At 61.5% G+C, this 13,021-nt stretch carries 10 protein-coding genes and 1 pseudogene; 7 read left to right on the forward strand and 4 right to left on the reverse strand.

What is annotated here, in order from left to right:
- Positions 1-44: 44 nt before the first annotated feature.
- Both rhaI and ACI3KW_RS19310 read right to left on the reverse strand, forming a co-directional pair.
- The gene (rhaI, locus tag ACI3KW_RS19305; RefSeq protein WP_113123196.1) at positions 45-1,334 is read right to left on the reverse strand and encodes an L-rhamnose catabolism isomerase; all 1,290 of its coding nucleotides are present in this window, start codon (positions 1,332-1,334) and stop codon (positions 45-47) included.
- A gap of 207 nt (positions 1,335-1,541) precedes the next feature.
- Positions 1,542-3,641 carry a bifunctional rhamnulose-1-phosphate aldolase/short-chain dehydrogenase gene (locus ACI3KW_RS19310; protein ID WP_404849444.1) on the reverse strand — a complete coding sequence of 700 codons (2,100 nt, stop codon included), beginning with the start codon at positions 3,639-3,641 and terminating at the stop codon, positions 1,542-1,544.
- 181 nt (positions 3,642-3,822) lie between these two features.
- On the opposite strand from ACI3KW_RS19310, the gene ACI3KW_RS19315 reads away from it, so the two are divergent.
- The 6 genes from ACI3KW_RS19315 (at position 3,823) to rhaM (ending at position 9,598) form a co-directional block, all read left to right on the forward strand.
- Positions 3,823-4,626: a DeoR/GlpR family DNA-binding transcription regulator gene (locus ACI3KW_RS19315; RefSeq protein WP_404849445.1), complete on the forward strand. Its 804-nt coding sequence runs from the start codon at positions 3,823-3,825 to the stop codon at positions 4,624-4,626.
- 39 nt (positions 4,627-4,665) lie between these two features.
- The gene (gene rhaS, locus ACI3KW_RS19320; RefSeq protein ID WP_262169007.1) at positions 4,666-5,652 is read left to right on the forward strand and encodes a rhamnose ABC transporter substrate-binding protein; all 987 of its coding nucleotides are present in this window, start codon (positions 4,666-4,668) and stop codon (positions 5,650-5,652) included.
- A gap of 140 nt (positions 5,653-5,792) precedes the next feature.
- Positions 5,793-7,301: a sugar ABC transporter ATP-binding protein gene (locus tag ACI3KW_RS19325; protein WP_404849446.1), complete on the forward strand. Its 1,509-nt coding sequence runs from the start codon at positions 5,793-5,795 to the stop codon at positions 7,299-7,301.
- Positions 7,298-8,281, forward strand: a complete 984-nt coding sequence (locus tag ACI3KW_RS19330) for an ABC transporter permease (protein ID WP_404849447.1) — start codon at positions 7,298-7,300, stop codon at positions 8,279-8,281. Before ACI3KW_RS19325 ends, ACI3KW_RS19330 begins: the two co-directional genes overlap by 4 nt.
- Positions 8,274-9,269, forward strand: coding sequence for an ABC transporter permease (locus ACI3KW_RS19335; protein WP_404849448.1), 996 nt, complete (start codon positions 8,274-8,276; stop codon positions 9,267-9,269). The genes ACI3KW_RS19330 and ACI3KW_RS19335 overlap by 8 nt, the downstream gene beginning before the upstream one ends.
- A complete protein-coding gene (gene rhaM / locus ACI3KW_RS19340) occupies positions 9,266-9,598 on the forward strand; it encodes an L-rhamnose mutarotase (protein WP_404849449.1) in 333 nt (110 codons plus the stop codon). The genes ACI3KW_RS19335 and rhaM overlap by 4 nt, the downstream gene beginning before the upstream one ends.
- A 316-nt stretch (positions 9,599-9,914) precedes the next feature.
- On the opposite strand, the gene ACI3KW_RS19345 is transcribed toward rhaM, so the two are convergent.
- Positions 9,915-11,174 carry a DUF3422 family protein gene (locus tag ACI3KW_RS19345; protein ID WP_404849450.1) on the reverse strand — a complete coding sequence of 420 codons (1,260 nt, stop codon included), beginning with the start codon at positions 11,172-11,174 and terminating at the stop codon, positions 9,915-9,917.
- Positions 11,175-11,206: 32 nt separating this feature from the next.
- Entirely contained in the window at positions 11,207-12,397 is a 1,191-nt protein-coding gene (locus ACI3KW_RS19350) for a LysR family transcriptional regulator (protein WP_404849451.1), read from the reverse strand.
- A gap of 119 nt (positions 12,398-12,516) precedes the next feature.
- Between ACI3KW_RS19350 and ACI3KW_RS19355 the strand changes: the two are divergent.
- A pseudogene (locus ACI3KW_RS19355) lies at positions 12,517-13,021 on the forward strand (aromatic amino acid lyase); the annotation flags it as partial.

Below are 13,021 nucleotides of genomic sequence, written 5' to 3' on the forward strand. Positions count from 1 at the left end.
GCCCGGCACTGCTGCCGGGCCTGGTATTTTCAGGGCGCGATGGCTTAGACGATGCCGCCAGAACCACCCTCGACCGCGGGGCGGATTTCGGCGACTTTGGCGCGGTAGCCGGCAGCACGGTAGGTGCCGAGCAGGTCGATGGCGCCGCCCTTTTCGAGGCGAGCCATGGCCAGGATTGGCTCCACATCGGTGCGATAAGCGTGACGCAATTCCTGCGTTGCGGCGAGTGCATCGTTAGCGGACTGTGCACCTTGAAGTGCGTTGCGGTTAACCAGTAGCGCCTGCGCATAGGCCCGCTGCACATCCGAGGCGGACAGCATCAGCGACTCGATCGGGTCGGTCACGTTGTGCGACTGATCGAGCATGTGGGCGGGGTGGAAATCCGCGTAGCGCGCTTCGGCATCGACCAGTTCGTTGAACACGAGGAACAGGCGATAGGGATCGATGGCGCCGGCATCGAGATCGTCGTCGCCATACTTGCTGTCATTGAAATGGAAGCCGCCGAGCTTGCCGAACTGGGCGAGGCGGGAGACGATCATCTCGATGTTCACATTGGGCGCGTGGTGGCCCAGATCGACCAGGCAATAGGCCTTGTCGCCCAGCTCCTTGGCGATGATGTAATTGGTGCCCCAATCCTGCACGACGGTGGAGTAGAAGGCCGGCTCATACATCTTGTGTTCGGTATAGATGCGCCAGTCATCGGGCAGCTCGGCATAAACCGCCTTCATCGAGTCGAGGTAATGCTCGAACTGGGTGGCGAAATTGGTCTGGCCGGGGAAGTTCGAGCCGTCGCCGATCCACACGGTCAGGGCCTTGGAGCCGATGGTCTTGCCGATTTCGATGCATTCAAGATTGTGCTCGATGGCCTGCTGGCGGGTGCCGGCGTCGGCGGAGGAAAGCGAGCCGAATTTGTAGGACTGCAACTGGCCCTTGGCATCGGAGAAGGTGTTGGAATTCATTGCGTCAAAGCCGAGGCTGAAGCGCGATGCGGCCTGCTTGAGGCGATTGGGATCGGCCTTGTCCCACGGGATATGCAGCGAGACGGTATTGGTGGCCTGGGTCAGCTGGGCGATGACAGCGCAATCCTCGATCTTGTCGAAGATGTCGCGCGGCTCGCCCAGACCCGGGAAGCGGGCAAAGCGGGTGCCGCCGGTGCCGACGCCCCAGGAGGGCACGGCGACATTGAACTCGGCGACCTTGGCCTTGATGGTGTCGATATCAATGCCGCGCCGGTCGAGCCGCTCGCCCAGGCTTTCGTAATCGGCATGCAGATCATCCACGCGATCGGCATTTTCCGCTTCGATGATGGATGGGTCGATAATGTGATCGGTCATTTTGGTTCTCTCTCCCAAAGAAAGAGACCCCTCATCCCAACCGAAATTCGCCTTCGCGAATTCGGTGTCCCTTCGGGCACCTTCTCCCTCAAGGGGAGAAGGAAGGTCCGGCGGTTGCGCTGGGCTCGAAGCCAACCCTCGCCCCTTGAGGGAGAGGGTGGATCGGCCGCAGGCCGAGACGGGTGAGGGGTTCTTTCTTCCCTTTTCTTACCGCGTGAATGACTGGGCGTTGCCCGCGTCGACATTGATGATGTTGCCGGTGGATTTGGCCGAGGCATCCGAGGCGAAGAAGTAGATGGCTTCGGCGATGTCCTCGGGGAACACGGAGCGCTTGAGCATGGAGCGCTCGCGATACATTTCTTCCAGGCCATCCTTGTCGGTCTTGTAGGTCGAGGCACGCTGCTCGAGCCATTCGCCGGCCCAGATCTTGGAGCCGCGCAAAACGGCGTCGGGATTGACCGTGTTGACGCGGATCTGCTCGCTCGCGCCTTCAAGGGCCAGGCACCGGGCGAGGTGAATCTCGGCAGCCTTGGCGGTGCAATAGGCGCTAGCATTGGGGGAAGCGGCAAGGCCGTTCTTGGACGCGACGAACACCACATTGCCGCCGATCTTCTGCTTGCGGAACAGGCGGAAGGCTTCGCGGCTCACGAGGAAATAGCCCGTGGACAGGATGTCCATGTTCTTGTTCCAAAGCTCGAGCGTGGTCTCCTCGATCGGGGCTGAGGAGGCGAGGCCCGCATTGGACACCAGGATATCGAGGCCGCCAAATTCGACCACGGCATGGGCGAAGCCGGCAATGACGGCCTCTTCCTTGGTGACGTTGAGGATGACGGGGCGGACGAAGTCAGCGCCGAATGCCTTGCCCAGCTCTTCGGTTGCAGTGGCCAAAGCGGTCTCGTCGATATCGGCGAGGACGACGCAGGCGCCTTCGCGGAGGAGGCGGACAGCAGTGGCCTTGCCAATACCGCCAGCGCCGCCGGTGACCAGGGCGATCTGACCGGCCAGGGATTTCGGCTTGGGCATGCGGGCCAGCTTGGCTTCTTCAAGCAGCCAATATTCGATGTCGAAGGCTTCCTGCTCGGGCAGGCCGACATAGGTGGAAACGGTCGAGGCGCCGCGCATCACGTTGATGGCGTTGACATAGAACTCGCCGGAAATGCGGGCGGTGGCCTTGTCCTTGGCGAAGGTGAACATGCCCACGCCCGGCATCAGGTAAACCACCGCATTCGGGTCGCGCACGGCGGGCGAATTGTCGTGTTTGCAGCGGTCGTAATAGGCCTGGTAGTCGACGCGATAGGCAGCGATGTCCTCAGGGATTTTTGCAATGACCGCATCCACATCGGGATTGGCCGGATCGAATTCGATCACCAGCGGACGGATTTTGGTGCGCAGGAAATGGTCGGGGCAGGAGGTGCCGAGCGCAGCCAGCGGACGCAGGTTGTTGGAATTGACGAATTCCAGCACGGCGGCGCTGTCGTCGAAATGGCCCAGCTTGTGGCTGTCTTCCGAGATGAGGCCGCGAATTTTCGGCATCAGCTTGGCTGCAATAGCGCGGCGGTCGGCGGCGGGAAGCGACTTGACGGCTTCGCCGCCGAAAATGGTCTTGCCTTCGGTCTGCTGCTCGAACCACTCGATGGCCTGATTGATGATGCCGATCGTGGTTTCGTAGCATTCCTTGGGGGTGTCGCCCCAGGTGAACAGGCCATGCGATTCAAGGATCAGGCCCTTGGCACTCGGGTTCTCTTCGCAGAATTTACCCAGCCACAGACCCAGCTCGAAGCCCGGCTTCTTCCAGGGCAGCCAGCCGATAGTGTCGCCAAAAATCTGCTTGGTGAGTTCCTTGGAATTCTCCGAGGCCGCGATAGCGATGATCGCGTCCGGGTGCATGTGATCGACAAAGGGACGGTTCACATAGGCATGCAGCGGAGTATCGATCGAAGCGGCGCGCGGGTTCAGGTTGAACGTGGCGTGGGGCAGGTAGCCCACCATTTCGTCTTCAAATTCGACGCCGCGATAGAGGCCCTTGAGGGCCCGCAGCTTGTCCATATAGAGGGTCGAAAAGCCATCGAGCTTGATCGAGGCGCTGTCGCCGCCCGAACCCTTGACCCAGAGGACTTCAACATCCTGACCGGTCAGCGGGTCTTTTTGCCAGATTTTGGAAGAGGTATTGCCGCCGCCGTAATTGGTGACGCGCTTGTCCGATCCGAGCAGGTTGGAGCGGTAAACAAGGCGCTCGGGCTCGCTCAGCGAGGCGGCCTTGGCGTCATCCCAAAGGTTCGCAAGGCGCTTGGGCGCGGTGGTGGACATGATACTCCTCCCAGAGAGTTGGATGGTGGAAAGTTGGCCGGACATGGCCATAGTTCTCGTCAAGCTGTCAATCAGAAACAATCATCAACGATCAGATTTCGTCGATACTGATCGGTCGTGGCAAAATCATGATTGACACTGATTGGTTTTGATGAAACTCAAAGGCCCAGGGAGAAGTCATTTGCACGAAACCGAGCGCCACAGGGTCATTCTGGCCGCCGTCCAGGCACGGCCCGTCGCGACTGTCGCCGAGCTGGTGGATATGACCGGCACCTCGGAAGCGACGATCCGCCGGGACATTGCGGCGCTGCATGTGCAAGGCCAGCTGCGCCGGGTGCGCGGCGGCGCCGAAGCGGTCAATCCGCCCGAGCAGGGTGGGTTGATGGGCCGGCCCTTCTCCGTGAACGAAACCATCAACATGACTGCCAAGCGCGCCATTGCCCGCGCAGCGGCGGAGCTGTGTCGGGATGGCGAGCCAATCATCATCAATGGCGGCACGACCACCTACCAGATGGTGCATCACCTGACGGCGCGGCGGCTGAGCGTGTTCACCAATTCCTTCGCCATCGCCGAATTCCTGATCCAGAATTCGCGCAATTCCGTGGTTATTCCCGGTGGCACCATCTATCGCGAGCAGAATGTCATCCTGTCGCCCTTTGGCGGCGTGGTGGCCTCCCATTTTTACGCCAAGCGCATGTTCATCGGCTGCCAGGGCATCGGCCAGCACGGCTTGATGGAAGCCGATCCGATGATCGTTCAGTCCGAACTGGGCCTGATCGGCCAGGCGGATGAGCTGATCGTGCTGGCAGATTCATCCAAGTTTTCGGGCAGATCGAGCCTCATCCTGTGTGGGCTCGACCGAATAACCGCTGTCATCACCGACAGCGGCATCCGCGACGCAGACCGCCAAATGCTCGAAACGGCAGGCGTGCGGCTCATCGTCGTGGAAACCAGCGCTGAGGCCGTCCGAAATTCGGTGGCTTGAGCCAAATCGTAAGACCAAACGTCCCAGGGAGGGAATAAAATGAAACTGCTTAAAGTCCTGGCCGCGACCACTGCCGTGGCAGTGCTCCTCGCCAGCCCCGCTTTCGCCCAGACCCGCATTGCACTGGTCGTCAAGTCGCTGGGTAACGGCTTCTTCGACGCCGCCAACAAGGGCGCCCAGGAAGCGGCCAAGGAACTGGGTGACGTCGAAGTCATCTATACCGGCCCGACCGCTGCCACTGCCGAAGCCCAGATCGAAGTCATCAACTCGCTGATCGCCCAGCAGGTCGACGCCATCGCCATCTCGGCCAATGACCCGGACGCTCTGGTGCCGGCATTGCAGAAGGCCATGCAGCGCGGCATCAAGGTGATCTCGTTTGATAGCGGCGTTGCCGAAGCCGGCCGCCAGATCCACCTCAATCCGTCCGACACCAATCTGATCGGCGAGACCATCATCAAGCTGGCAGCCGACTATCTGCCTGAAGGTGGTGACGTGGCGATCCTGTCGGCCGCCTCGACCGCGACCAACCAGAATGCCTGGATCGAAGCCGCCAAGGCCGTGCTGCCCGAGAAGTTCCCAAACATCAATCTGGTGGCAACCGTCTATGGCGACGATGACTCGGTGAAGTCGACCGACGAAGCCAAGGGCCTGATCGCATCCTACCCCAACCTCAAGGCCATCATTGCCCCGACCACTGTCGGCGTCGTGGCTGCCGCCCAGGTGGTGACCGACCAGAACCTGATCGGCAAGATCAACGTGACCGGCCTGGCTCTGCCAAGCGAGTTCAAGCAGTTCATCGACAATGGCGCGTCGCAGGCCGTGGCTTTGTGGAACCCGATCGATCTGGGTTACTCGGCTATCTATCTGGCCAATGACCTGATCAAGGGCGAAGAAGCCAAGCCAGGCGCCGTGTTCTCGATCGGCCGCGTTGGCGAAATCACGCTGGACGACACCAACTCGGCCCCAATGGCCGCGCCGTTCCAGTTCGACAAGTCCAATATCGAAGAATTCTCCAAGATCTATTGATCCCGCTACTGGTCCGGCGCTTCGGCGCCGGGCCTCCTTCTCCCGCGGAGTCATTCCCGCGAAAGCGGGAACCCCTGTTTCAGAAAACGGCGGTTCCCGCTTTCGCGGGAATGACTTGGTGAAAGACAAAGACATCCGACATGAACCAAGACCCCATCCTCACTCTCGCCGGTATCACCAAGACGTTTCCCGGCGTGCGGGCGCTGCATAATGTGTCGCTGGAGCTCTATCCCGGCCAAGTGACCGCGCTGATCGGCGAAAACGGGGCCGGCAAGTCGACGCTGGTCAAGATCATGACCGGGATTTATCAGCCCGATGAAGGCCAGATCACAGTATCGGGCAAGGCGCTGAGCCTGCCCACGGCGCATTCGGCGTTTAAAGCGGGCGTGACGGCGATCCATCAGGAAACCGTGCTGTTCGACGAGCTGACGGTGGCCGAAAACATCTATCTCGGCCATGCCCCGCGCAATCGCTTCGGCATGATCGACTGGAAGACCATGCGCGCCGAATCGCGCAAGACGCTGGAGTCGATGGCCGCGGGGATCGATCCCGATATCAAGCTCAAGGAATTGGGCATTGCCAAAAAGCACCTGGTCGCGGTGGCGCGGGCGCTGTCCATCGATGCGCAGGTCGTGATCATGGACGAGCCGACTGCGGCGCTGAGCCAGAAGGAGATCGAAGAGCTTTACGTGCTGATCGATCTGCTCAAGCAGGACGGCAAGGCGATCCTGTTCATCAGCCACAAATTCGATGAAATCTACCGTATTGCCGACCGTTTCACCGTGTTCCGCGACGGCGAGCAGGTGGGCAAGGGGCTGATCAAGGACACCAAGCAGAGCGACATCGTCAAGCTGATGGTCGGGCGCTCGGTCGATCACATTTTCCCCGAGCGCAAGGCCGAGATCGGCGATGTGGTGCTCGAGGCGAAGGGGCTGAGCCACCCGACCGAATTTGCCGATATTTCCTTTGCCGTGCGCAAGGGGGAAATCCTGGGGTTCTACGGGCTGGTGGGCGCGGGGCGCAGCGAAGTGATGCAGGCCGTATTCGGCATGACGCGGCCTTCGCATGGCGCGCTGGTGCTGGATGGAGCGGTGATCAACCCCAAGTCTCCTGCAGATGCGGTCGAGGCGGGGATTGTTTATGTGCCCGAGGAGCGCGGCAAGCAGGGCGTGATTACGGGCGAACCGATTTTCATGAATGTCTCGCTGCCCTCGCTGCAAAAGACCTCGCGTTCAGGCTTTTTGCGAATGGCCGAGGAATTCAAGCTGGCGCGGACCTATACCGAGCGGCTGGACCTGCGGGCATCCTCGCTGAGCCAGAATGTGTCGACCCTGTCGGGCGGCAACCAGCAGAAAGTGGTGATCGCCAAATGGCTGGCGACGCTGCCCAAGGTGATCATTCTGGATGAGCCCACCAAGGGCATCGACATCGGCTCCAAGGCTGCGGTGCATGGCTTTATGGCCGAGCTGGTGGCGCAGGGGCTGAGCGTGATCATGGTGTCGTCCGAACTGCCCGAAGTCATGGGCATGAGCGACCGGATCGTGGTGATGCGCGAAGGGCGGATCGTGGACACATTGGACAATAAGGGGCTGGCCCCCGAAACGCTGGTGCGCCTGGCCGCCGGTATCGCCGAGGAAGCCGCAGCATGAAGTCGCTCGCCAAACATCGTGAAATCTGGCTGGGCTTGGCCATTATCGCCGTCATCATCCTGGTGACACTGCGCTTCCCGCGCTTTTCCCAGCCGGGGAACCTGCTGACCATTTTCAACGACACATCGATCCTGATGATGCTGGCTTTGGGGCAGATGGCGGTGATCCTCACCCGCTCGATCGATCTCAGCATGGCGGCCAATCTGGCGCTGACCGGGATGATCGCGGCCATGCTCAACGCGGCCTATCCCGCCATTCCCATTCCGCTGATCATGGCGCTCTGCGTGGTGATCGGGGGCCTGCTCGGCGCGTTCAATGGCGTGCTGGTGTGGAAGCTCAATATTCCGCCAATCGTCGTGACGCTGGGCACGCTGACCATTTTCCGCGGGCTGGTCTTCGTCATTTCGGGCGGCGCCTGGGTCAATGCGGCGCAGATGAGCCCGGACTTTATTCAACTGCAGCGCGCTGTGGTGCTGGGGCTGCCGGTGTTGAGCTGGATCGCCATTGTCGTCGCGATCCTGTTTTTCCTGCTGATGACGCGCACGCCTTTGGGCCGGGCGCTCTATGCCATCGGGGTCAATCCGACGGCCTCGGTCTATACCGGCATCAATGTCGGGCTGACCAAGTTCATGGCCTTCGTGCTGGCGGGGGCGGTGTCGGGGCTGTGCGGTTATCTCTGGATTTCGCGCTATGTGATCGCTTCGGTGGAAGTCGCGAGCGGGTATGAGCTGACCATCGTCGCGGCCTGCGTGATCGGGGGCATTTCGATTGCCGGTGGTATCGGCACGGTGGCCGGGGCGCTGCTGGGGGCACTGTTCCTGGGCGTGATCAACAATGCGCTGCCGGTGATCAATATTTCCCCGTTCTGGCAGATGGCCATTTCCGGCACGGCGATCCTATTGGCGGTGATCCTCAATGCGCGGGGCGAACGGCGCAAGGGCCGCGTGATTTTGAAAACGGCGGAGGCGGCCCATGTCTGACGTAACAACCGGGCGCCAGCTGCCCAATCGGCTCGATAATCCGCTGACGTCCACGCTGTTGAGCTGGGAGAGCCTGCTGGTTCTCGTGGCGGTAGTGGTTTTCATCTTCTTTTCCAACGCCTCGCCTCACTTCCTCAATGAGTGGAGCCTGAGCGATATGACGTTCAACTTCACCGAAAAGGCGCTGATCGCCCTGGCCATGGCGCTGCTGATCATCTCGGGCGAAATCGATCTGTCGGTGGCCGCGATCATTGCACTGGCCTCCACCTTGATGGGGCTGGCGCTGCAATATGGCGCCGATACGCCGGTGCTGGTAGCGGTCGGTGTAGGCGTGGGGCTGCTGTGCGGGGCGTTCAACGGCTTTCTGGTAACGGGGCTGAAACTGCCCTCCATCGTGGTCACGATCGGCACGATGAGCCTGTTCCGCGGCATTTCCTACATCATTTTGGGTGACCAGAGCTTCAAGGGTTATCCGACCAGCTTCACTTGGTTCGGGCAGGGCTATGTGTGGTGGGTGATCTCGTTTGAGCTGGTGCTGTTCCTGGTTTTCGCAGTGATCTATTTCGTGCTGCTGCACCGCACCAATTTCGGGCGGCGGGTGTTTGCCATCGGCAATAATGATGTGGCGGCGCAATTCTCCGGCGTTCGCGTCGATCGCATCAAGTTCATCCTGTTCTGCCTGACGGGGCTGATGAGCGGGATCGCTTCCGTGCTGCTAACGGCGCGGCTGGGCTCTACCCGACCGTCCATTGCGGAGGGCTTCGAGCTTGAGGCCATCACCATGGTGGTGCTGGGCGGGGTGTCGATCCTGGGCGGGGCAGGCTCGATTGTCGGCGTCGTGCTGGCGGCGCTGATCATGGGGCTGGTGACCTTCGGGCTGGGGCTGCTCAATGTGCCGGGGATCGTCATGTCGATCTTTATCGGCGGGCTGCTGATCACGGTGATCGCACTGCCCATCCTGTTCAGAATGTGGAGGCAGCGCGCATGATCGCGGATGGCGGCTACGAAAAGCATGCGTTCAAGATGCTTCTGAACCCCGGCATGGCGGCGGAATACAAGAAGCGCCATGACGAGATCTTCCCCGAGCTGGTCGAACTGCTGCATGAGGCCGGAGTGAAGGACTATTCGATCCATCTGGACGAAGAGACCAATATCCTGTTCGGCGTGCTATGGCGGCGGGTGGACCATACGATGGGCGATCTGCCGGGTACCGACGTGATGAAGCGCTGGTGGGCGCATATGGCCGACGTGATGGCAACCAATGAGCAGAACGAGCCGCTGTCCACCGATCTCGTGCCGATGTTTTGGATGAAGTAGTCACACACTCAGCTCCCAACCACGGTGTCATCCCCGCGAAAGCGGGGACCTCTGTTTTAGGGGGCTAGAGAAGGAAACGGAGGTTCCCGCTTTCGCGGGAATGACATTGTGGGGTGTGCGGGGATCGAAGCAAGGGGCGAGGAAGGTTCAGTGCCTTCCCTAGTTCTTCGCCAGATAGGCCGCCAAGCGCTCAAGCCGCAATGCCCACATCCGCTTGCGGGCTTCCAGCAACTGTATCAGATAACGGGCCATAATGATCACTCCGGTTAAGTGATCACTTTAGTATTCGCCTGGCCCCGCCACAACGCTTAATTGATCACTTAACAGTGTGAGCCTTCCGCACGCTGCGGGCCATGAGCCAGACGGCGAGCACTACGAAGGGAGCGGCGATGGAGAGGGTCATGACTTTGTTGAAGTGGAACTCTTCCAAGGGGCCGGCCAGCATGTAGCTGAGGATGCCGAGCAGGTAATAGCTGATGGCGATGGTGGAGAGACCCTCCACCGTGCGTTGCAGGTAGAACTGGCTGCGGGCGGTTTGGGCGATATTGTCGAGCACGGCATTGTTCTGCTGCTGCATATCCACGCTGATGCGGACATTGAGCAGGCTAATGGCGCGCTCGATCTTGCTCGAAAGAACGGAAAGCCGCTTTTCCATGGCGGCGCAGGTCGCAAGGCCCGGGTCGACCCGGTTGCCGATATAGTGGGTGAGGCTGGAGCCGAAAGCAGTCGAGCTTTCGCGCAGGCCGGCGAGGCGCGTGCGCAGGATATCGCCATAGGCGTGGCAGGCGGCAAAGCGATAGCCCAGCCGCTCGGAGAGCTGGCCCGAACGGACCGAAAGGGCGTCGAGCGCGGTGAGCGCGGTCTGGACGGTCTCGGACGTGGTGGCTTCCGACAGGCTCTCCATCAAGGCGGTTAGTTCGATCTCGGTGGCGCGCAGGCTGGGGGAAACTTCGCGGGCCAGCGGCAAAGCGAGCAGGGCCATGGTGCGGTAGGTTTCCACTTCCAGCAGCCGTCGGATGATGATCGAGCGGCGCAGGACCGAGAGGCCGCCAGCGGCAAATTCGAAGCGGGTGAACTTGTCGGCATCGGGCACGAAATCGGTCGCGACCTGCGCCTTGCCGCTTTCGACATCGGCGACGCAGAGGCTGGGCAGCGAGAAGGCGGGCAGCAGGGCTTCGGGCACGGTCTTGTCGGCAATAACATCGATGCGGGTGGCGCCGATGAGCAAGCCATCCTCGATGGCAGCGAGGCCAATACCGTCGGGATAGTTCTGCTTGTCCGTGAGCGCGCTGCGCCAGGTGATGGTGACGAATTCGGTGTGGAATTCCCAGGTAATGTGCCGGTTGTCGCGGTCAAAACCATGCTGGCGGCTCGATGGGCCGGGCACGGCAACGCCAGCATCGCGGCAGAATTGCTCGAAACGGTGAAACACGCGCATCATGGCGCCGGCTTCGGAGGGCATGACAAAGACCAGCCGGCGAATGCGGCATTCCGCTTCGATAATCTCGACGGGGCGCGCATGCACCTCGTCCATGATGGCAGTGCGATAGGGGTGGTCGGTCAGCTGTGTCTGCACGGTCGGAGGCTCCATTCGGGACCAATCGACACTCAGCTGACTGTCGATTGATCCTGGCGATGAGTAACGCGTTCACCGCTGTTGACAATGAGACTTTCGGGCGCGGCTCGGTCGATGGTGGAGAGGATTGCCTGGGCAATTGTGGCATTGCCGCGCGGCCAGCAGAGCTGAAAGGCCATGTCATAGCGGGCGGGCAGCGGCATTTGCGTCAGATCGCCGCGAATGCGGGCGACGGAGGCCTGCGGCAGCACCGAGACGAAACCGTGATGCAGCACCAGATTGAGAATGACCGGGATCGAGTCGATCTCGATGAGGCGTATGGCGCTGCGCTCGGTATCGCTCAGATGGTCATCGAGAATGCGATTGATGCGCTGACGCAGACCGCTGCGGGCGCTGGGCACGGCCAGCGGGCTCAAGAGCAGCGCATCGGCAATGCTGCCGGCGGGCTGGGTGCTAACCACGGCGAGGGGCGTGGTGCTGACAATGCGGCCATCGAGATCGGCGGGGAGGTGATCGATATCGAGAAAGGCGGCGTCGAACAGGCCTTTCTTGAGGCCGGCCAATAGGTCCTCGGCCGTGGTGGAGCTGACAAAGAGCGGGGCGCGGGGACGCTCGTCGAGCCAGCGGGCGGCGAGGTTGGCGAGGAGCCTGGCGATCTCGCTTTCATAGCCAAGGGGGATGATCGAGCCCAGCCGGGCGGTGGCGGCGGATTTGCGGAAACGCTCTTCGGCAGCGCGAGAGATGTTTCGCCAAGCGGTCAGCAGGTTTTCGGCATTGGCGGCCAAGGCAGCGCCTTGCTCGGTGACCGAGGAGCCGGCACTGCCGCGTGCGAGAAGCGAGGCGCCGAGCAGGGCTTCGAGATGGGTGACCTGGCGGGTCAATTGCGGCTGGCCCATGCCGAGGGCGCGGGCGGCGCGGCGAATGCTGCCTTGCGCCACCACTTGCCCGAACCGCTCCAATGCTTCGAACTTGATAGCGCGATCCCCGGTGATCTGGCGGGCTAGCTGGGCGGCTGCGGCGATTTCCGGTTCCAGCCGAATGGCTTCGAGGCTGGCGACGAGGCCGGACCCGGCCTTTTCCACCAGCCGCACCGAGATTTCCGCCTCGACCCTGGCGATGGCCGCAGCAATAGTGGAGACGGGGCGGTTCAATGTGCGCGCGGCGCCCCGCAGGCTGCGCGTGCGCAAGACCAGGTCCATGGCGATCAAGCTTGCCGTATCCATCTGCCCACCATCTGAGCAGGCCCGGTTCATGCTTAGAAAAACCGCATAGCCTGTTCAGTATTTGGGATATCCCATCCCTGCGTGCGATCCAATAGCGTGCTGCTTATGAACGAACTGGCAATGAGCATAACCGGCCTTCCCATCACCCTGAGCGGCAAGCCGCTGAGCTTTGCCGATCTTGCCCGGATCGGCGCGCGCAAGGTGCGGCTGGTGGCCGATCCCGATGCCATGATGCGGGTGGCGGCGGCGCGCGAAGTGGTCGAGCAGGCCATTGCGGCGGGGCAGCCGGTTTATGGCTCGACCACGGGCGTTGGGGCCATGAAGGATGTGGAGTGGACGCCCGACCAGCTCGACGCCTTCAATCTGGGACTGGTGCGGGCACATCACTTCGGCACGGGTGAAGCGTTTTCCAATCCGATCGTGCGGACGGCCATGGCTATTCGCGTCAATATGGCGCTGACCGGACGGGTGGGGTGCACCACCGATCTGGTGGAGGCGTATCTGGCGCTGCTCTCGGCCGATGTGGTGCCGGTGGTGCGGCGCACGGGATCGATCGGTTGCGCCGATATCGGGCTGATGGGGCAGATCGGGGCGGTGCTGACGGGGGCGGGCGAGGCCATGTTC

This window comes from Devosia sp. ZW T5_3 (assembly GCF_044987315.1).
GTDB lineage: Bacteria > Pseudomonadota > Alphaproteobacteria > Rhizobiales > Devosiaceae > Devosia.